This window comes from Paenibacillus sp. RC84 (assembly GCF_041260495.1).
GTDB lineage: Bacteria > Bacillota > Bacilli > Paenibacillales > NBRC-103111 > Paenibacillus_F.
Genome location: NZ_JBGBYL010000003.1, coordinates 195,749 through 215,657, shown reverse-complemented (window position 1 = coordinate 215,657; position 19,909 = coordinate 195,749). Strand labels below are relative to the sequence as shown.

Here is a 19,909-nt window from a genome sequence, read left to right as displayed (position 1 = left end):
CCCACCTTTATCTCTCTTCCAGTAATCTGGTTTTGGAAATGAAACGAAAAAATGGCTCGCCAATGTGAAACAGTTCACTTGCGAGCTTGTCCGAATCAAGCTGCTTTACTTTCACTTCCAGCTGTTGAAGCTGGGCCGCAAGCAGGTTGTACAATTGGGACGGCACGTTGTATTTGTGAATCAGCGCTTTGAGTTTAGCCGGGTCCTGCTCCTCAGCTTCGAGCAGCTTCCGCTCTTCTTTGGAGCCGTTCTGGATAATGTGCCAATAGCCCCAGCTCCCGTGAAAATCCTGAAGAGATTCCGAACGGAAAATTTCCTTGAAAATCACTTCGCAGCGGGTGAACGCTTCGAGAATTTCCGGCCAGGCGCGGCGGTTTACTTCTTCCATCAGTCCGCCGAACGACTTAAACAGATGGGACTTGATATCCACGGACTGCCGCACGTAGTCCTCTGCCGTGACTTTAAGATGCTTCATCGTCACATACAGGTTCGTTTTGAGCCGGTTCAGCTCGCAGATGGCCGTGGACAACCGTTTGATAAGTTCGATTTGACCGGCTTGCGATAGCAGGTGGTAAAATCGGGAACTGAAATAATCGCCGGCCAGCACTTTCAGCTGACGGGACCTGGCGGCTTTCTTCTCTTTCACCTCATTAGAAACCGTTACCTCGTCATGCGTATCGAGTCCCATCTGGACAAGCGAAGTGACGAGCGCAAACAATTCGGACGAAGGGTTAAGCCGGGAATCCCTGCTCAAAAAAGCATACAGAAGCTGCGCCCGGAAGTTCGGGAAATCAGGCAGATCCGTATGCTGGCGGATCATGTCATAATCCGTATATTGTTTAGCGATCTCAGGGATCCGATATGGGTTCATACAAAAGCCTCCGTACGTGTGCCAGTTTCATAGATCGTATCTAAGTAATTATAGCATAACCTTTTGAGTGACGCACAAGCAATTATTCTGGAAAGTGCCGCTGCCATTTCTTTGTAAAGGTCAGAAGAAATCTGCGCTGTAGTTCGGCAGCGACCTTCTCTTCGCCGTCGGTTCCCTTCAAGGAAGACAGTGCCTTCGCCTCCGTACGGGCCGCTTCCATCGCCATGACGAGCTGCGGACCGTTCTCGCCCGGTTTTGCGCCGTATTCCACGATCCTGACGAGCACCCGGCTAATGTTGGAGGTCCGGAGCAGGGACGATTGCGCGATCCGCAGCAGATCGCCGTAAACAACCTTCTTTTCGGCCGTACCAGGCAGCAGCAGATCGAGCGAGAGAATGGAATGTGTAAGTTCCACCTTGCGCACGCGCAGCTGAAGCGGGAGTCCGTTTACGTAATCGGGCAGATTAGCCTCCGTCAATTCCGGGCCGGAAATACTTCTCCAGGCTTCCGATCCTTGTCCGCTGTTCTTTCTGTCCAGAAACGGGACGAACGCCATAGTCAGCACAACGGCCGCCGACAGGCCGCCTATCGTCAGCAGACGGGCAATTTTGTTCATCGTACAAGGGCACCTCCTGTCTATATCCCATTGTACAATGAAAAAAAGCAGGCTATGCCTGCCGACGCAAATTATTGTTCGGTTTCGATATTGCCGAACTTCGTCATGATCAGCGCCTTGCCGCGGACCTTCACCGCCGAAGTGTGCTCCGTGAACTGGGCGATCATAACCTCGCCTTTGTCCAGCTTTTCGGTATGATGAAAGCGCGTGTCGTGTCCTCTTGTCAGGCCGATCACATGTACGCCGTTTTCTTTCGCCTTAATAATAAAATAATCTCCCTGTGTCTGATCCATAAATCGGTACCCCCTTCTATCCGTACTGCTTATCCGTATGTGGCTTACAATTTATCATGCTTTAAAAAGAAGCCGCCTGTCAACCCTTATTCCGCGCCGGACCGCTTCGGCTTCAGGCGGATGATTTTGTCGTCGTCTCCCGCCGGTTTACCCCGCCCGTCCCGGTTGTTCGTCAGCAGGTACAGAGAGCCGTCAGGGCCTTCCGTTACCGAGCGAAGCCGTCCGAAGATGCCTGCGAACGCGGCTTCCGTCTTGGTCAGCTTGTAAACGGGTACGGAAGCCGCTGCTCCCGGAGCTGACGTGCGGTCAGGTTCAAGCGTGAACAGCAGCAGCTTCGTCCCTCTCAGCCCGGCGACGGCTAGTCGTCCCTGCCACGGCCCCTGGCGGATGAACGTCATTCCCGAAGGGGCCCATGTGTCTTTGCCGCTGTGCAGAAGCGGAGGGATAAGCGGTCCGGCCGCCTTGGGCGATCCCGTTTCGTCCCCTTCGATCAGAGGCCAGCCGTAGTTTCCCCCCGGGACGATGACGTTCAGCTCGTCATGAGCCGACTGTCCGTGTTCGGAGCTTAGCAGCGCGCCGCTTCGCGGGTCCCACGCCAGGCCCTGCGCGTTGCGGTGACCCAAGGAGTACACGGGCGAACCTTGAAACGGATTGTCTTCCGGAATCGAACCGTCCGGCTTTATCCGCAGAATTTTGCCGCCGAGGCTGTTCTTGCCCTGAGCCAGGGGCGGATCGTATTTCTCGCCCGTTGTGACATAAAGCATGTTGTCGGGGCCGAATTTGATTCGTCCGCCGTTATGATTCTCCGCCCCCGGTATGCCATCGAGCAGCACGCGGTCTATTAGAGCCTCGTCACCTTGCAGTTTCAGCCGGAGCACCCGGTTCTTCGTCTCTCCTTCCCCGGCGTACGTGTGGTAAACATACAGGTAGGAATTGGCGGCGAAATCGGGATCGAGCGCCAAGCCGAGCAGCCCGCCCTCCCCGCTGCTGATAAAAGGGTCCTGCAGCTTCAAAAGCGGCTTCTCCTGCAGGTTGCCGCCCCGGATCATCCTCAGCTGTCCCGGACGCTCCGTGAAAAATATGCGGCCATCCGGCGCAAAAACCAGTTCCCACGGCACATTCAGGCCGGAAGCCACGATCTCCCGCGTGTAGTCCGCCGCCTTCTGCTCTATGAGTTCGGGCACGACGGGAGCATTCCCGGAGCCGCTCCCCCGTGCCTGGCCGGCGTCGGTTGGCCCGGGCGCTTCCGTGCCTGCAGGGCCGGCTCCCGTGCCGCCTGTGGAAGCAGGCTTCCCTTCACACCCCGACGTCATGACGGCTATCGCCGCCGCTGCCGTAAACAGGGCGCTTTTAACACGTGTTTGACCGTTCTGCCGCATGTCCGTTCCCCTCCCGCGGATTTGTTGATTCTATCGTAACACAATCGGGCGCCGCTTCCAAAAGAGACCGCCGCCTGGCCGAAGGGAGGAAGGAGCTCTCCCGGCCGCATTAAAAAATGCTTCCGTCAGGATTTGATCCTGAGCGAAAGCATTTGGTGTATGTATGGGTTTCATGGTCGGAGTAGCGGGATTTGAACCCACGGCCTCACCCACCCCAAGGGTGCGCGCTACCAGACTGCGCCATACCCCGACGCCGTATCCCTATTATACCGGATAATCGCAAGTTGTCAATGCGGAAAAAAAGGGCTGATAAAAACTAAACCGCGCGCCCGAAGGCACACGGTCTACACAAAATCCATATGTAAGAGAAGCGATTATTGAATGCCGTCTCTCAGCGCTTTGCCAGGTTTGAAAGCAGGAATTTTGCTTGCAGGGATTTCGATTTCATCGCCTGTTTGCGGGTTGCGTCCTTTACGTGCGGAGCGCTCGCGAACTTCGAAGTTGCCGAAACCAACAAGCTGAACTTTGTCGCCCTGCTGAAGAGCTTCGGAAATTGCATCGAATACAGCGTCAACCGCTTTCGTCGCATCCTTCTTGGAAAGCTCGGAGGTCTCAGATACTTTAGCAATCAGTTCGGATTTATTCATGCCTTTCACCTCCCTCCCAAAATATCTACTGTTTTACTTTCTGTTTTCACCGTTTCGTTAAAAAATATACATGAACCGGGCAAAAGCCCAAGCCCATCAACGAAAAACGAGTACCGAAGAAAACGAAACAAACTTATAGTAATATACGCTAGAGCTTATTTCAAGTCAAAGTCGCTGATTTTGTGGAAAATGCACAAAAAAACAGGGAAATTCTTGGAGAACGTGAAGTTCTCTGAAGAATTTCCCCGCCGGAAACGGTAGAAAAACGAAATGTCAAGCTCGTTATAAAATAATGGCGATGAGCCCCCCGGAACCTTCGTTGATAATACGTCCGAGTGTCTCCTGAAGCTTGTAGCGGGCATTGTCCGGCATCATGGCAAGCTTCCCCTGAATACCTTCCCGGACGATGGAGTGCAGAGAGCGGCCGAAAATATCGGACTCCCAAATTTTGAGCGGGTTGTCCTCGAAATCCTGCATGAGGTAGCGGACCAGCTCCTCGCTCTGCTTCTCCGTTCCGATAATCGGGGAGAACTCCGACTCCACGTCGACACGGATCATATGTATCGAAGGAGCCGTCGCCTTCAGCCTTACACCGAAGCGGGAACCCTGACGGATAAGCTCCGGCTCATCCAAAGCCATTTCCGCAAGCGTAGGCGGCGCGATGCCGTAGCCGGTCGTTTTGACCATTTCCAGCGCTTCGGCGAACTGGTCGTATTCCCTTTTCGCATGGGTGAACTCCTGCATCAGTTGAAGCAGGTGATCCTTACCGCGAATCTCGACGCCGACCACTTCGACCAAAATTTTATCGTACAGTTCATCCGGTGCGTACAGGTCGATCTCGGCCACACCCTGCCCCATATTCATTCCGGCAAGAGCCGCCCGGTCGATGAACTCATATTCGGAGAATTGTCCGACAACCCGCTCCACGTCGCGCAGACGCCGGATGTCCTGAACGGTATCGCGGACGGAATTTTCAAAATGCGTACGCAGCCAGTGCTTCTCGGGCAGCACCATTACCCAGCTCGGCAGGTTTACGTTCACTTCATGCACCGGGAATTCGTACAGAACTTCACGGAGCACGCCGATCATCTCGTCTTCGCCTGCCGTCGCTACGCTCATCGTGACGACCGGAATGTCGTACTTGCTTTGCAGTTCGCTGCGCAGTTCCTGGGCCGGCTCGCTGTTCGGTTTTTGCGAGTTGATGACTACGATAAACGGCTTGCCGACTTCCTTCAGCTCCGCTATGACTCTTTCTTCCGCCAGCACATAAGACGAACGCGGAATATCTGAAATCGTTCCGTCGGTCGTCACGACGACCCCCAGCGTTGAGTGTTCCTGAATGACTTTGCGTGTGCCGATTTCGGCCGCTTCCTGGAACGGGATCGGTTCGTCGAACCACGGCGTCGAAATCATCCGAGGGCCGTTCTCGTCCTCGTAGCCTTTGGCGCCTTCCACCGCATAGCCGACGCAATCGACCAGCCGGACGTTGACGTTCAGTCCTTCCGCTACGGAAATTTGCACGGCGTTATTCGGCACGAACTTCGGTTCGGTCGTCATAATCGTGCGCCCTGCCGCACTCTGCGGGAGCTCATCCGTGGCTCTGATGCGATCGGTTTCACTCTGGATGTTAGGCAGTACAACTGATTCCACGAAGCGTTTGATGAAGGTCGATTTTCCCGTACGGACCGCTCCAACGACCCCCAGGTAAATATCTCCTCCCGTTCGCTCAGCAATGTCCTTAAAGATATCCACTTTCTCCAAGAGAATCCCTCCTACAGGTTGTTAAATGAAGCGAGAGCCACGATACGTTCTTCAGCCGGCCTTCCCTTTGCCATCCGTATGCGACATAACTCGTACATCATTTGGACTTGTAACAAATATATGTGCCGGTCGTCGAAATATGCCTGGCAATAATCTCTGAAAAAATATATGATTCCCGGAACCCGAATATGCGCCGGACGCGAAAAACCCCTTTTCTCCATGAGGAAGAAAAGGGGTTCGAAAGCCCGTATACAGCGGATAAGACCGCCTTGCAGACGTATACGGCCGGCTATTTCATGACGGGAACAGGTTTGCTCGTCACGCTGTCCCATTTGTACTCAAACGACATGATAGGCACGAAATAGGAGTCCTCCACCAGAAGGGGAAGAAGGTCCTGACCGTCCTTCAGGGCAGCCTGAAGCTGCTTGTCCCTGATCTTTTGAGCCAGATCGGGTGCATAATCAATCGCAACTTTGCCGGAGTCATGAACAAGGAAATTAATCAGGCTCTGACGGTTGTAAACACTTTTGAGTTCAGGCGTTTTCATGCCGATTTTGCCGAAATCCACATACTTGAAGCCGGGAGAATAGGTTTCTCCGCCCGGAACGGCGCCGTTGTTTTTGCTGATATAGTCGTTTACTTTCTTCTGGATGTCAGCCGTGGTCCGGTAAGCTACCAGATCGAAAAGCTTCACTTTTGCCTTCGTGTCGGGGTCGACGAGCACATAAATAAAATCTCCGCCGCTTTCGTAGGCATTGCCCGGAAGGTTGGACAAATAACCGCTGTTTTTCAGCTTTTGAAAATCAATGACGTATTTTTCATAAAGCGGTGTTTCCATATCGCTGTTTTTAATGGGAAAGACGCTTTTCTTGGTATGATATTCGTCGATACTCTGCTGGACTACGGCAATAAACTCGCCCGGGTTAGTCTGGTTTTCTTTGCGCATTTCTTTGGGATACATGCAGCCGCCAAGCAAAGCCAGCGAAAATAAAGCGGCCATCAGTACCGTCAGGCGCCCGGCTAGAGCGCCCTTTACGATTGTCATCATCGGTTCTCCTTTGGTTTCGTTTCTCCGGATCGCTGAGAGGTTCTAAGGCCAGTCATCTTCTTCCCGCTGCTTGGCCAATTGGGCGCGTACAGCGGCTTTCAGCGGGTCTTCGGGGACGTTAACCGTCACATCGCCCGTAATCCGGGCCTGACAGGACAGGCGCAGCCCCTCCTGCAGCTGGCTGCCGAGCTTGAGCCGCTCGTTCTTGCCGGGCTCGGCCAGGCCGCTCTGGTCCCCGGCGTGCACTTTGCACATCAGGCAGGCGGCCTGCCCGCTGCACCGGGTGCGGATGTGCACATTGGCCCGCCGTGCCGCATCCAGCAGGGTGGTGTTCAAGCGGACGGAAGCGCTGCGGTTGTCCGGCATAAAGGTCACTTTCGGGTTGGTCTGGCTCATTCTCGTCCCTCCCTCCGTCTAAGCATTTGCTTCTTTTCAGGGCGCGGCTCGTTCCCGTTGCGCTCCGGCCTCCGGTCAAGGAGACGGAAGCCGCCGCTGCCGCAAACCGCGATTGCTTCTATAGTCCGGGAATAAGTCGCTTGACGACGGACAATGCAGGCTCTCCCCAGCTGTTTCTGGAAAGCAGGTCTGTCAGAGCCGCTTCGTGCCGGGACGGACAGCTGTTTATCGTCCTTGCGATAGCCTCGTACCGGTCGGGACGTTCGCGCAGGATGTTAAAGAGCAATTCGTGCGCAAGGGGCATTATCGCCAGACTCTCGCCTTCCAACTGCCGCACTTCCGCGTGCTTCTCCCTCAAGTAGGCCGCCTCGACTATGTACAGCGATCCCGCCGCACAAACTTTAAACCCGCCAACGAGCTCCACTTGAATTCCGCCGATGGCGTAATGGCTGAGCAGCGATTCGTAGATGCCCGTACGGTCCAGTTTCTGCTCATCCACGGCATAGGGTTCCAGGATACGCGCTGCCGCTGACGCCTGATCCGTATCCACGTACAGATCCAGATCCCGCGGCTGGGCTCCGATCTCCACGCCCTGCAGCGCCAGACCGCAGCTCCCGCCGATCAGCCAGCCGGTTCCGGTGCCGTCGAGAAGACGGGCCGCCTGACACATGACCCGGACTAACGACTCCTCCAGCGGAAGGTCCCGACGCATTTCGAGCGCAATCGGCCGCTCATTTGAACGTTCGCTTTTCATGCCGGTCCTCCTAGAAGTAAGGCTTGTGAGTAACGGAAACATCGCCGGTTTCCTGAATCACGGCCTGACAACCCAGACGGTAGCCCAGCTCAATTTCTTCGGGTTCCAAACGGTCAAGTTCCGCTTCCGTAGGCGGTGCGAGCCGTTCCCGGCCTTCTTTGACAAAACAGCGGCAGCGCGCGCATGTACCGCGCTTGCAGGAATGTCCCCATTCGAGTTTATGTTTGAGGGCCAGTTCAAGTACGGTAAGTCCCGTCTCGCTTTCGACCGTCTTGTCCCCTTTTCTCGTGCGCAGTGTAATCATCTATGCTTCCCCCTTCGTGTAAACGATGCTGCTTCATTCCTAGGTTGATTATAGCATTTCGGCCGAAACTTTGTGAATCACGAGTAAAGGGACCGCGGGCTGCCTTTCGGCCTCCTACGGTCCCCCTGCGCTTCCGCTGGCGTTTATCGCTATTTTTTCATGATGAGATTCATCATCTGCTGCATGTTGTTGCCGTCCAGCTTGCTGCTTTTAACCGCATGAATGATATCCTTGACAGTTTCTTCCGGCACGTTAATCCCGACAAGCTGGGAAACCTGCTTAATCAGCTGCCGCAGCTGTGCTTCATCCTGAACGGTCGACGGTTTCACACCGCTGGCCAGCTTCTGGATATCTTTCTCGGTTACGCTTTTACCCGTTTTTTTCTTAACGGCATTAAGAATGTCTTTCGGATTTTTAGGCACGCTGCCGCCTCCCAACCATATTGTCCGCTATAAGGAACTGGACTTGAATCTATGGTAGTGTATGAAGGCTCGGCAGGAATGGTGTAGGCTACAGAATCCATTTATCCGTCTGATTGGCGACCTCTTCGATCTCATGCGTTCGGCCGCGGCCCATCAGATCTTCAACCGCCGCTCGCGGCGCTTTCCCTTCGAACAGAACGTGGTGCAGCTCGTTCGTGATGGGCATTGTGACGCCGTACTCCTGTGCAAGCGCATAGGCGGACTTCGTCGTTTTGACACCCTCGACGACCATGCCCATCTTATCGAGAACCTGGTCGAGAGGCTCTCCCTGGCCCAGCAGATAGCCCGCCTTCCAGTTTCGGCTGTGCGTACTGGTACAGGTGACCACGAGGTCGCCGATTCCGGCCAGGCCTGCGAAGGTCATCGGGTTAGCGCCCATCTCCGCCCCGAGGCGTGCGATTTCGGCGAGCCCCCGGGTTAAGAGGGCCGCCTTGGCGTTGTCGCCGAACCGGAGACCGTCGGAGAGACCCGCGCCGAGGGCGATGATATTTTTGAGCGCGCCGCCCACTTCGACTCCCGTTACGTCCGGGTTCGTGTAGACGCGGAAATACGAATTAATGAACAGATCCTGCGCCGCTTCGGCCGCTTCGACCGTCGGAGATGCCACAACGACAGTCGTCGGGCATTCCCGAATCACTTCTTCCGCATGGCTTGGTCCCGACAGAACGACGATACGTCCCGGATCGCACTGCGGAAGCTCCTCGGCCAGCACGGTGGTCATCCTTTTCAGCGTGAGCGATTCAAAGCCTTTGGTCGCGTGAATCACGAGCGTATCCGGGCTTAAGAATTCTCTCACTTGTGACGCCACCTCGCGCATTCCTGCCGAAGGTACCACGAATACGACGGCGTCTTTATTTTCAACCGCTTCACGAATCGATGTAGTGGCACGGATGCGCGGGGACAGCGCGATGTCCTGCAAATAACGGCTGTTGGTATGTAAGGTATTGATCTCTTTCGCCTGTCCGGCGTTTCTCGTCCAAATCGTTACGTCCAGGTCGTTAGCGGCCAGTACGGAGGCAAGAGCCGTTCCCCAGCTTCCCGCTACCAGTACGGATACGTGTTTAGTCATGGCTGTCTCCCTTCTAAGCCGATTCATCGAGCAGGCTACGCCTTTTTGGAGCCGATCTTATTTTCTCGGCCTTGAACCAGTTTACTGATATTTGTACGGTGCCGCCAAAAAGTAAATACCCCGATTACGATAACGCCCCACAAGATTTCGACCGGTCTTCCCATGCCCCATACGAAAAAAGGTAAAAATGCGGTAAACAGCAGGGAGCCGAGTGAGACGTAACGGGTCAGAAAAATGGATGCAATGGCGATAATGCCCGCGAAGAGCGCGGGAAGAAAGCATAGGGTAGCCGTTACACCGATAGCAGTAGCTACGCCTTTACCGCCCCGGAAACCGAAAAATACCGGCCAGTTATGACCGATAATTACGGCGAGCCCGCAAGCGACATGGACCCAGATCAGATCCGGAGCCATCCACTTGCCGATCCAGACAGCCAGAATCGCTTTCACGACATCCAGCGCAAGTACCAGGACAGCCGGTCCTTTGCCAAGCACGCGCAGCGTGTTGGTGGCTCCGGCATTTCCGCTTCCGTGCGCCCGGATATCAATCCCCTTGACCATTTTCCCAATGATAAAGCTGAAGCTGAGCGAACCCAGCAAATAAGCTGCTACTGCGGGAATGATGTAGATCAAACGAACTCTCCCCTATTCGTCGTCGGATTTTCTTCGCGTGAACAAACGGATCGGGGTTCCCTCAAAACCGAAAGCTCCGCGAATTTTGTTTTCAAGATAGCGCTCATATGAGAAGTGCATCATATCCGGCTCATTCACAAAGAAAACAAAGGTCGGCGGCTTAACGGAAACTTGCGTGGCATAGTTAATACGCAGACGCTTGCCCTTGTCGGTCGGAGGAGGATTAAACATGACCGCATCGGAGACCACATCGTTGAGAACGTGAGTCTGAACGCGCATCGTGTGCTGCTCCGCCACCTGGTTGACCATGGGCAGGAGTTTCTGGACACGCTGGGTCGTGCGGGCGGACACATACAGAACCGGCGCGTACGTCATAAACAGGAAGTGATCGCGGATTTTCTGCGTGAACTGGTGCATGGTCTTGTCGTCCTTCTCCACCACGTCCCATTTGTTGACGACGAATATAGCCGCTTTGCCCGCTTCGTGCGCATAGCCGGCGATATGCTTGTCCTGCTCGATAATCCCTTCTTCGCCGTTGATGACCACAAGCACGACGTCTGCGCGCTCAATGGCTTTCATCGCGCGCATTACGCTGTATTTTTCCGTATTCTCGTACACTTTGCCGCGTTTGCGCATGCCGGCCGTATCGATAATGACGTATTTCTGATCGTCAAGCTCGAAAGGCGTATCAATCGCATCCCGGGTCGTACCGGCCTGGTCGCTGACAATGACCCGGTCTTCTCCGAGGATGGCGTTTACAAGCGATGACTTGCCGACGTTCGGACGCCCGATCAGCGCGACCTTGATGACTTCCTCGCCGTATTCTTCATCCGGATGATCCGGGAAATGGGCTGCCGCGGCTTCCAGCATATCGCCGATTCCGAGGCCGTGCGCGCCGGAAATCCCGATCGGGTCCCCGAAGCCGAGGCTGTAAAATTCATAAATTTCATCCTGCCGCTGAATGTTGTCCACCTTGTTAACGGCCAGGACAACCGGCTTGCGGGACCGGAAAAGAAGCTGGGCAACCTCCTGGTCCGCCGAGGTAACGCCCGCTTTCGCGTCTACCATGAAAATAATAACGTCCGCTTCTTCAATCGCGAGCTCGGCCTGGACGCGTACGGACTTCATGATCTGGTCTTCGCCTTCGACTTCGATACCGCCGGTGTCGATGACGCTGAACTCACGGTCCAGCCATTCGCCGATCCCGTACAATCTGTCTCGGGTCACGCCCGGTTTATCTTCAACGATGGCCAGCCGATCGCCGATTATCCGGTTAAATATCGTCGATTTACCGACGTTCGGACGCCCCACAATCGCTAGAATGGGTCTTGCCATTCGGTTCACTCCTTACTGATGGTCACTCAAGTTCTCATTATTGGAAATTTCACATTCTTCATCATAGCAAAAAAGCGCTGGATTGGCTAATGTTTTCAGTGAACGCTATCCCTTGTGATCGACAAGGATGAAGGTTCCCGGTTTTAAAACGTGAGCATTGACATCCAGAATTTTCTCCAAATTAAAAGCGAGCTGCTGGAGCTCCGCTTCATCTTTTGCATAAAAAATGGGAGCCCCGCCATCGACTTTAACGCCTTCCACAACCGCAACCGCTTTGATCGTTGCCACTCTTCACGCCTCCTTGTGAGGTCCGGCCGCCGACTCCGTCGGCATGCGGATGGCGCTTTCCAGTACCGGCACCCGTTTGAGCGCGGCAGCCGCCTTTTGTGGGTCCTTCACTTGGGGAAGGACAAAAATACCGAGCGTCCCCGAGTCCAGATGAAGCTTCGCCATCGGCATCAGAGCGGGTTCTCCGCTGTCCCTGTACACGCCGAGGACCGTGGAAATATCATGCAGAATGGCCTGCCGCTGGCCCAGATTCGCCAGTGTGACGCGGGCGTCGGGATTTTTCGGTACGGCCAGCAGGCCTACCCCCTGCCTTGCGATCAGCTCCCGGTCGCTCTCCAGCCCGACGTTCATGATGTAAATATCGCCTACATACAGATTAGGCCCGTCCAGCCGCACTTCGCTGATCCCAATATCCGCGATGTGGGTCATATTTTTTCCCGTCTTAAAATAAATCGATACTCCGACAGCAGCCAGCCCGGCAGCCGCCCCCCAATACCAGGCAAAAACCAGAGTGAACAGCGAAGCCATCATCGAGGTAAAAATCACCAGATAGTTTCGGCCTTCGAAAACCATCGCAATGCCTTCAATGTACGAAACGCCCCGCGGGACAAGCTCCATCTGATCCACCTGCATCAGGCTTTGACGCTCCATATTCCGCACATCGCGGAACTGCTGGGCCGCAACGGTCAAAAACGTGACAGCCGTGTAGTTTTTGTCGAGCAATGCAGGTACCGCCACCGCACCCAGACCGGCTGCAATCACTCCCAGCGAAACATGAATGATTTTGCCGTGGGGATAAGTCGGATATTGACGATAATCCGTTCTTAATAAGTACAGACGCGACGCGATCCCGAAAAACAATCCGACAAAAACAGCGACCGTTTCTTTTTGCGACAGCATATGCGCAATCATTTCCTCCAACCTCGCTTTCGCTGGATCCATTGCCGGGCGGTTGTCCTGCATCCCGAATAAACCGATTCAAGGAAGACGGTCAGCAACCGCGCCGTAAAAAAGGAGAGCCACCATTTGTCCAGAAACGAGGGTGTACCGAGATGAACCGGCATCGTGCCGCCGTGCATACAGGCAAAAGAAAGGTCTCCCGCAATCATGGCTACCGTCAGCGAAACATACTGCTCGGCCGCTCCCCGGTGCATTCCCATTACCAATACCGCAAGGACAACGGCGATATCCCATTCGGGTTTCAGCACAATCATGACGGGATCCACGCTGTACAACTCCAGCATCAGCAGATGAACGGCCCCGAGAAGCAGACCGGTCGCGAACAGATGCCCGCCTTCCCAGAGGCTCTTTTTACGGATACCGATCAGAAGAGCCGCACAGAAGGCAACCGGCACGGTGCCGTTGATTAGAGCGCCTCCCACGGAGAAGGTCATCCAAGCGGCAGGCAGCGCGAACATAAAAAAAAGAAGTATGTCACGTCCGGATATACTTCTCATAAAAATTTCCCGCCATCCGCTGAGCAGAAATATGACAGAGATGGCGAGGAGTACGGAAGCAAGATAACCTGGATTCATAGTTTGTCACCCTAGCTCGTTTCGTTACTCCTAGTATGACAAAACATCCCGTTTTTACTCCGCTTCCGTTCTGCAGGCATATTCAGTTAAATCGATCCGGCGGGCCCTGCACCATTCCGCGGTCGATCCCGTGATAATCACGGGACGTGTCCACAGCTGTTCGATGCGTACCGTTCCTAGAGCGGTCATCATCAGAACGATCCCGTGATGCAGCTCGTCGATGTGATCGATTAAAGCTTGCGTACCTTCGTTTTGCAAAATTTTAAGCAGGGCTCCGGCCATTCCGGCCGCCGAAGCGCCAAGGGCAAGCACCTTGACGATGTCTTCGCTGGTGCGGATGCCTCCCGTGGCCATGACCCTGCCTCGTTCGTAGACTTGGAGCGCTTCGATCAGAGTCACGCTCGTTTTCATGCCCCAGTCGTTCAGCCAATCGAGGGGCAATTTTCGCCGCGCATTCTCTATCGCGGCGAAATTGGTGCCGCCGGAACCGCCGACATCCAAAATTTGTACGCCTGCCGATTTGAGCAGTCTCGCGTTTTCAAGCGGGATGCCGAAACCGACTTCTTTGACGATCAGAGGCACTCCTGTGCCCGCCGCAATGCGGCTTACGCGCTCCAGCATGCCGTGGAAGCTGCGGTCGCCTTCAGGCATGATCAGCTCCTGCATGACGTTCAAATGGATTTGAAGCGCATCCGCGCGAAGCATGTCCACGGCGCGTGCCGCCTGCTCCACTGACGCTTCGCTTCCCAAATTGGCAAAGACGAGCCCGTCCGGATTCATTTGACGGACGATGCGGTAGCTTGATTCCTGCAAGGGATCCCGCAAAGCGGACATCTGGGAGCCCACGGCCATTGCCAGTCCCCGTTCCCTGGCCGCCACTGCAAGCTCGCGGTTTATTTCTTCGGTTTCGCGTGCTCCGCCGGTCATCGCATTTACGACAATCGGCGAACTCAAATTGAGTTCGCCGATTGTCGTAAAGAGAGCGACAGACTCGGTGGAAGCGTCTGGCAGGCAGTTAGGCACCAGCTTGACATCCGTCAACCCCTGGTTGCCGGACTGACCCGTCTGGAGCGCAAACTGCACGTGATCCATTTTGCGCGATGAGCGCATTCCGCTTCCTCCTGTTCAAGTCGTCTATTATTTTTTGAATTTGGAGAGCTTGTCGCCGAAGCGCTCGCCGAGCGTCATGGACAGGCCTTGATTGCTCAGGGAAACATTCTCGTTGCCAGCCAGTTCTTTCTGGTGGTTGGAGGATCTTTCCGGTCTGGAAGAGTAGTTGGAAGGCGCGGAAGATGCGGTTTGAGCCGGAGCTTCTTCCGTTTCCTTGATGCTGAGGCTTACGCGCTTCTCAGCCGCGTTAACGTCAAGGACTTTCACCTTAACTTCTTGGCCTTCTTTCAGAACTTCCTGTGGAGTCGCGATGTGACGGTGAGCGATTTGGGAAATATGAACCAGACCTTCAACGCCCGGAGCGATTTCAACAAACGCGCCGAAACCTGCAAGACGTTTTACCGTACCGGTAATGATTTCGCCGGTTGTGAAAGTTTTCTCGGCCTTTTCCCAAGGACCTTCTTGAGTCGCTTTCAGGCTCAGGCTCACTTTATCTTTCTCCGGATCTACTTTCAGGACCTGCACGCTTACTTTGTCGCCTTCTTTGACGATTTCGGAAGGGTGCTCAACATGGTGCCAAGCCATCTCGGAGATGTGCACCAGGCCGTCGATGCCGCCGATATCCACGAACGCGCCGAATTGAGTCAGGCGTTGTACGGTACCTTCGTATACTTTGCCCACTTCGATTTTGCTGATGATGTCTTTCTTCTGAGCTTCGTATTCTTCATCCAGAACGTCTTTCTGGGAAAGGATCACTTTGTTCTTCTCGCGGTCGATTTCTTTCACTCTCAGGCGCAGAGTGCGGCCCTTGTAGTCGGAGAAATCTTCGACAAAGCTGCGTTCTACCATGGATGCGGGTACGAAGCCGCGCACGCCAACGTCAACAACGAGACCGCCTTTAACCACTTCGGCCACGACAGCTTCGATGATGACTTTCTCGTCCAGTTTCTGCTGCAGGGTTTCCCATGCTTTTTCACTGTCGACAGAGCGCTTGGAAAGAACCAGCTTTTCTTTGTTGTCGTCAATCGTTACGATTTTAAGCTCAATCTCCTGGCCCTCTTGAACCGCTTGATCCGCGTTCTCGATTTGGACGGAAGACAGCTCGCGAAGCGGAATCGTGCCGTCGTACTTGTAACCGATATCTACGATTGCTTGATCCTGCTCGACTTTAATGATTTTGCCTTTGACGATGTCGCCTTTCTTTACGGCTGCGACTTGGCTCATCGCTTCTTGAGCTTCTTGGCTTTCGTTCGTTTGATTTTCGTTTTTGATTTCTTCTGACATGGGATACCCTCCTCGAAAATAAACACACCGACGGTTAATTTTGTATAGGCATCTGCACAGCGCGGATTGCGCGGCAGCATTTCCTTACAACCGGGTTCGTTTTTAGTTAAGCGACTTCTTTCCGGTGTTCCCGGATCAAAGTCTGAATTTCTTGCATGATATACTCGGTTACCTGCTCGAGATCGGCCGATCCGGCTTCGCTGAACGGGGTCAAATCAAGCGGTTTCCCGTAAATGACCGTCATTCTGCCGAACACCTTGTAATCCCCGATGATAGCGGTCGGCACAACGGCCGCGCCGGATTTCAGGGCAAACATCGCTGCGCCCTTCTTTCCCACACCGGGATTTTTACGGCTTCCCTCCGGAAAGATGCCAAGTACGTTTCCATCCCGAAGCAAGTTCAGCGTTCCCTTGATCGTTTCTTTGCTGACGCCTCCTCGTTTAACCGGAAAAGCGCCAATTTTACTAATTATTAGACCTAAAACCGGAATTTGAAACAGCTCCGCCTTCGCCATAAAATGAACTTTACGTTTGAGGCGGATGCCGACAAGCGGAGGATCAAAGTTGCTGATGTGGTTGGAACAGAGCAGCACACCGCCGTGCTCGGGGATGTTATCCTTGCCGATCACGCGAATCCGGAACAGCAGGGAATACACGACATTGCAGACTCCCCGCGCGAAATGGTAAAAGCTCATGCTCTTTCACCGCCTGCTCTCAACCGGCACATCTCCAGGATGCTCTCCACCACTTCGGGAATGGTCAGATCTGTACTGTCCAGCATTACAGCGTCGGCCGCTTGTACAAGGGGAGATACTTCCCTGCCTTCATCCAGCATATCGCGGCGGGCAATGTCCTTTTCCATCTCTTCGAGAGTGGTCGCCATTGCCGTGCCCTGAACTTCTTGAAATCTTCTTTCGGCGCGCTTACGCACGCTCGCGGTTAGGAACACCTTCACTTCCGCATCAGGAAGCACATGCGTGCCGATATCCCGGCCGTCCATCACGATGCCTTTGGAAGCGGCCATCTGCTTCTGCTTGTCTACCAGAAGCTTCCTCACTTCCGCAATGGCGGCGATTTGTGAAACCTGGTCCGTGACGAGTTTGGTACGGATATCGGAAGATACATCCCGGCCGTCTACAAACACCAGCTGTCCGTCCGGTCCCGGTACGAGTTCGATCTTCATGCCGGCAGCGGTTCTTGCGACAGCCTCCGTGTCCAGAGGATCAACCCCGTCCTGCAGCACCTTCCAGGTGACCGCCCGATACATCGCTCCCGTGTCCACATAGACAAAACCAAGCTCGCCTGCGACCTTGCGGGCTATGGTGCTTTTGCCTGCACCGGCTGGCCCATCTATCGCGATATTAAATTTAGTCAAAACAAAGGCTCCTCCTAACAAAACCTTACGAACAAAAAAGCAGGCGCAGCCTGCTAACGCTGTAAATTATACCATAGCCGGAAGACAGATGCAAAAGTCTGCGGCCTGGCTGAATTTTCCGGAAAGCGACTATTCCTCCCCATGCCGGACGTACGGCACTCCCTCCAAAGGATCGACCCGGGTGATTTCTTTTCGCACAGCCGGAAATTGGAGAAGGATCTGGCTGATCAGCAAACCGGCCAACAGTACATATAAAGATCTTAAGAGCATCTTCTCGACCCGCTCGGAAAATTCAACAAACAGCCGTTCGTAATGTTCGTAAGTTAATGGGCGTTGCTGCTGCCCGGACCTCCGGATTTTCACTGGCATCCTCCCGCAAACGAGCTTGGTTTGGAATGCAGTGTTTCCCGAACGGGCCGGTTTTATGTAAGTTACTTTTTGCGGAAATCGAATTGTTTCTCGAAGCAGTACTGAATCAGCTTCTGACGGTCGCGATCCGTAATTTCGCTGAACTGCAGCATGACGATTTTGCGTCCCGTTTCCAGCGTTTTAACCCGTACGACCTCCGCTTTGAAAGGCAGATGCTCCAAGGTTCCGTTCTTGTAAGTCACAAGAAGCCAGCAGTTCACCTGAGTGACGTTGTCCGGAAATTCGCTGCCCTTGCAGGTGAAGGAAACCCCGCCCCCTCCGACATCCTCCGTCAACGCTACGATAGGAACGGTGTCGCCAGCCTGTACGGAAATTTCCAGCTCCGCGGGAATCCGCAGAAAGCTCCTGCGCTGGACTTTCGTAATCGAGGCCGGATCGGGCATGGCCAGCGCGACCAGCCGGATTCCTTCTTCTTTGAAGCCGATGACCGAGGTCTGGAAATAATTTTTCACGCCTCCGTCCGTCACAAAAAAGGCGCTTACTTCGTCCCCCGTGTACAGCCGTTTCAAACGGCCCGTCCGCTCGTTCATAGGCGTTTCGATCCACAGACGGTCCGGGAGCACGTCCGAAATTCTCGCTTTGTATTCTTGTTTCGCTTCTTCCTCGTCAATCGTATTGACATGAAGATGCAGCAGCTGGTTGATTTTCATAAGCTGAGCCACGGTAACCTCATCCTTTTTTCGGTTAAATCCTGCCTGTTTCTACTTGATTATAGCACGCCTCGACCATTTAGGAAGACACAAAAAAGCGGCCCCGGGATTCCCGAAGCCGCTTGTCTGAACGGATCCCGTCAAGTCCCCTGCGTGACAGGCTGCTGCTTGGCCTGCTCGGCGTCTTCCTTGCGGATCGTTTCCACTTTTTCCTCCGTACCGTCCTCGCCGTTGACATAGATCCGGTACGTTTGACCGTTCAGACTGCCGATAAATTCATGACAGAGCACTTCCTGATTCAGATCGTTGACGATAAGCGCCTTGGTGTGCCGGGTCACTTTCAACTGAGGGCTCAGGTGGCTTCTCGCCTCTTCTTTCGAAAGCTTCGGCTCTTGGTCGATATTTTTGTGATTCCGGTTGGCGAACACGAAATCCGTGCTCTGGAGCCCAAGAATCTGACCGTCGTCCAGAGCGACGTTTACGACGAGCTTCTCCGGATAAATAACGGTATCCTTTTCCTGCTTGGCGAACGTCATATTGCAGATATTCTGGTGACGGTCGAAGCTGACCGCAGTCATATTTTTATAACCGTGCCGCTCCAGAAACTGGGCCGCCGCTTCACGCGTGTGCTCAACCTGAAGTTTGGTCGACTTCACATCGCGGGGATTCATGAAGTAGATCAGCTGCCCGCCTTTTTTCGTAAAGTCCATCGTGATATCGGCACCATTCTTACCGGGTAGGGAACACGTATACGATTCGTACTCGACCGCGCCGTTGCCGTTTTTGACCACATTAAAGACGGCCGGGTTGTTTACCCCAAGGAATGCCGCCGCTTTCTTACGGACCTCCTGTTCGTCGATCTCGGGACCGTCCAGCATTTGAGCCGTGTATTTCGACTGCGTAGACATGGTGAAGGGGCCTTCTTTCAAATCGTTGTAGGACCCGACTTTTTTGTCCACCGTTTTGAAACCGTCGATAATCGTATTGTCGTTCGGTTCCTTATTGGCTCCGAGCGCCAAGTCCACGTCCATCCAGCGCAGGTTATTGGCGATAACCTTCTCCTGGACTCCGCGCAAATCCCCCGTAATCTCCTTTGAATGCTCATACAGGGTGCTCAGCGTTTTTAATTCGCCGTCCGTCAGAGGCTTTTTCGTCAAATCCCGCGTCGAGGTCTGGTAACTGAATTTCGAGACGTTGGACAGGAACTCTTCCGTTTTGTTAAAAGGAAGCAGACCCAGCGGCAGCTGGTTCACTTCGTTTTGCGCCTGGCTGGTCAGCCTCCAGACATTCACCAGACCTTTACGGTAGGTGTCATTCGAGGTGGAATTGATCGCCAACGTATTGCCCAGTTCCGTATGTAGCTTCTCGATATGATAGGACAAATCGTGAAAAGCACGCTGATACTGGTTTTCCGCCTTAATGGAGACTTGATTTTTCTGCTTTTGCTGAGAATACCCCCAAACCCCCGTACCGACCAATGCCGCAGCGCAGACTGGAAATAAAACCATACTCATTTTTCTGTACATGCTTGTAAGCTCCTTTCTTAGGCGATATTGCCGTTATTGTCTGCCTTCGAAACGAAGTTTATACAGCAAAAAAGCCTGCACGCCATGCGCAGACTTTCTTGCACTTCTTACTTGCATTCGGTTGGA

General features: G+C 54.0%; 24 protein-coding genes and 1 tRNA gene. All 25 read right to left on the bottom strand.

Annotation, left to right across the window (positions count from 1 at the left end):
• Positions 1 to 7: 7 nt before the first annotated feature.
• On the bottom strand, positions 8 to 871 hold the full coding sequence (locus ABH899_RS08255; protein WP_369995465.1) for a heptaprenyl diphosphate synthase component 1: 864 nt from the start codon (positions 869 to 871) through the stop codon (positions 8 to 10).
• An 82-nt stretch (positions 872 to 953) separates the two neighbouring features.
• A complete protein-coding gene (locus tag ABH899_RS08250) occupies positions 954 to 1,487 on the bottom strand; it encodes a hypothetical protein (protein ID WP_369995464.1) in 534 nt (177 codons plus the stop codon).
• Between the two features lie 71 nt (positions 1,488 to 1,558).
• A complete protein-coding gene (mtrB, locus tag ABH899_RS08245; protein ID WP_009672001.1) occupies positions 1,559 to 1,780 on the bottom strand; it encodes a trp RNA-binding attenuation protein MtrB in 222 nt (73 codons plus the stop codon).
• Between the two features lie 86 nt (positions 1,781 to 1,866).
• Positions 1,867 to 3,159 (bottom strand): PQQ-dependent sugar dehydrogenase, encoded by a 1,293-nt coding sequence (locus ABH899_RS08240; RefSeq protein WP_369995461.1) that lies wholly within the window; start codon positions 3,157 to 3,159, stop codon positions 1,867 to 1,869.
• Between the two features lie 173 nt (positions 3,160 to 3,332).
• A tRNA-Pro gene (locus ABH899_RS08235) sits at positions 3,333 to 3,409 on the bottom strand.
• A 124-nt stretch (positions 3,410 to 3,533) separates the two neighbouring features.
• A complete protein-coding gene (locus tag ABH899_RS08230; protein WP_009671985.1) occupies positions 3,534 to 3,806 on the bottom strand; it encodes an HU family DNA-binding protein in 273 nt (90 codons plus the stop codon).
• A gap of 282 nt (positions 3,807 to 4,088) precedes the next feature.
• Positions 4,089 to 5,567: a stage IV sporulation protein A gene (gene spoIVA / locus ABH899_RS08225; protein ID WP_009672005.1), complete on the bottom strand. Its 1,479-nt coding sequence runs from the start codon at positions 5,565 to 5,567 to the stop codon at positions 4,089 to 4,091.
• Positions 5,568 to 5,856: 289 nt separating this feature from the next.
• The gene (locus ABH899_RS08220) at positions 5,857 to 6,612 is read right to left on the bottom strand and encodes a hypothetical protein (protein ID WP_369995459.1); all 756 of its coding nucleotides are present in this window, start codon (positions 6,610 to 6,612) and stop codon (positions 5,857 to 5,859) included.
• A 45-nt stretch (positions 6,613 to 6,657) separates the two neighbouring features.
• Positions 6,658 to 7,011, bottom strand: coding sequence for a 2Fe-2S iron-sulfur cluster-binding protein (locus ABH899_RS08215; RefSeq protein WP_369995456.1), 354 nt, complete (start codon positions 7,009 to 7,011; stop codon positions 6,658 to 6,660).
• Positions 7,012 to 7,129: 118 nt separating this feature from the next.
• Complete coding sequence (locus ABH899_RS08210; RefSeq protein ID WP_369995453.1) at positions 7,130 to 7,765, bottom strand: nucleotidyltransferase domain-containing protein; 636 nt, start codon at positions 7,763 to 7,765, stop codon at positions 7,130 to 7,132.
• 10 nt (positions 7,766 to 7,775) lie between these two features.
• Positions 7,776 to 8,069: a 2Fe-2S iron-sulfur cluster-binding protein gene (locus tag ABH899_RS08205; RefSeq protein ID WP_042228465.1), complete on the bottom strand. Its 294-nt coding sequence runs from the start codon at positions 8,067 to 8,069 to the stop codon at positions 7,776 to 7,778.
• A 149-nt stretch (positions 8,070 to 8,218) separates the two neighbouring features.
• Complete coding sequence (locus ABH899_RS08200) at positions 8,219 to 8,491, bottom strand: stage VI sporulation protein F (protein WP_369995450.1); 273 nt, start codon at positions 8,489 to 8,491, stop codon at positions 8,219 to 8,221.
• Positions 8,492 to 8,579: 88 nt separating this feature from the next.
• Positions 8,580 to 9,620, bottom strand: a complete 1,041-nt coding sequence (locus ABH899_RS08195) for an NAD(P)H-dependent glycerol-3-phosphate dehydrogenase (RefSeq protein ID WP_369995448.1) — start codon at positions 9,618 to 9,620, stop codon at positions 8,580 to 8,582.
• A gap of 35 nt (positions 9,621 to 9,655) precedes the next feature.
• Positions 9,656 to 10,252 (bottom strand): glycerol-3-phosphate 1-O-acyltransferase PlsY, encoded by a 597-nt coding sequence (gene plsY / locus ABH899_RS08190; protein ID WP_009671988.1) that lies wholly within the window; start codon positions 10,250 to 10,252, stop codon positions 9,656 to 9,658.
• A gap of 12 nt (positions 10,253 to 10,264) precedes the next feature.
• Positions 10,265 to 11,587 carry a ribosome biogenesis GTPase Der gene (gene der / locus ABH899_RS08185; protein ID WP_369995446.1) on the bottom strand — a complete coding sequence of 441 codons (1,323 nt, stop codon included), beginning with the start codon at positions 11,585 to 11,587 and terminating at the stop codon, positions 10,265 to 10,267.
• Positions 11,588 to 11,692: 105 nt separating this feature from the next.
• A complete protein-coding gene (locus tag ABH899_RS08180; RefSeq protein WP_009671973.1) occupies positions 11,693 to 11,875 on the bottom strand; it encodes a capping complex subunit for YIEGIA in 183 nt (60 codons plus the stop codon).
• A gap of 3 nt (positions 11,876 to 11,878) precedes the next feature.
• Positions 11,879 to 12,787 carry a YIEGIA family protein gene (locus ABH899_RS08175; RefSeq protein WP_218230201.1) on the bottom strand — a complete coding sequence of 303 codons (909 nt, stop codon included), beginning with the start codon at positions 12,785 to 12,787 and terminating at the stop codon, positions 11,879 to 11,881.
• Positions 12,784 to 13,410, bottom strand: a complete 627-nt coding sequence (locus tag ABH899_RS08170; RefSeq protein WP_369995443.1) for a YphA family membrane protein — start codon at positions 13,408 to 13,410, stop codon at positions 12,784 to 12,786. The genes ABH899_RS08175 and ABH899_RS08170 overlap by 4 nt, the downstream gene beginning before the upstream one ends.
• Positions 13,411 to 13,464: 54 nt before the next feature.
• Positions 13,465 to 14,520 (bottom strand): type 2 isopentenyl-diphosphate Delta-isomerase, encoded by a 1,056-nt coding sequence (gene fni / locus ABH899_RS08165; RefSeq protein ID WP_369995440.1) that lies wholly within the window; start codon positions 14,518 to 14,520, stop codon positions 13,465 to 13,467.
• 27 nt (positions 14,521 to 14,547) lie between these two features.
• Positions 14,548 to 15,804 (bottom strand): 30S ribosomal protein S1, encoded by a 1,257-nt coding sequence (gene rpsA / locus ABH899_RS08160; protein ID WP_009674424.1) that lies wholly within the window; start codon positions 15,802 to 15,804, stop codon positions 14,548 to 14,550.
• Between the two features lie 106 nt (positions 15,805 to 15,910).
• Positions 15,911 to 16,498 carry a lysophospholipid acyltransferase family protein gene (locus tag ABH899_RS08155; RefSeq protein ID WP_326051923.1) on the bottom strand — a complete coding sequence of 196 codons (588 nt, stop codon included), beginning with the start codon at positions 16,496 to 16,498 and terminating at the stop codon, positions 15,911 to 15,913.
• Positions 16,495 to 17,178, bottom strand: a complete 684-nt coding sequence (gene cmk / locus ABH899_RS08150) for a (d)CMP kinase (protein ID WP_369995436.1) — start codon at positions 17,176 to 17,178, stop codon at positions 16,495 to 16,497. The genes ABH899_RS08155 and cmk overlap by 4 nt, the downstream gene beginning before the upstream one ends.
• A gap of 129 nt (positions 17,179 to 17,307) precedes the next feature.
• On the bottom strand, positions 17,308 to 17,547 hold the full coding sequence (locus ABH899_RS08145; protein ID WP_369995433.1) for a hypothetical protein: 240 nt from the start codon (positions 17,545 to 17,547) through the stop codon (positions 17,308 to 17,310).
• A gap of 62 nt (positions 17,548 to 17,609) precedes the next feature.
• Complete coding sequence (locus ABH899_RS08140) at positions 17,610 to 18,269, bottom strand: flagellar brake protein (RefSeq protein ID WP_009674400.1); 660 nt, start codon at positions 18,267 to 18,269, stop codon at positions 17,610 to 17,612.
• A gap of 128 nt (positions 18,270 to 18,397) precedes the next feature.
• Positions 18,398 to 19,783 carry a germination protein YpeB gene (ypeB, locus tag ABH899_RS08135; RefSeq protein WP_369995431.1) on the bottom strand — a complete coding sequence of 462 codons (1,386 nt, stop codon included), beginning with the start codon at positions 19,781 to 19,783 and terminating at the stop codon, positions 18,398 to 18,400.
• Between the last annotated feature and the right edge of the window lie 126 nt (positions 19,784 to 19,909).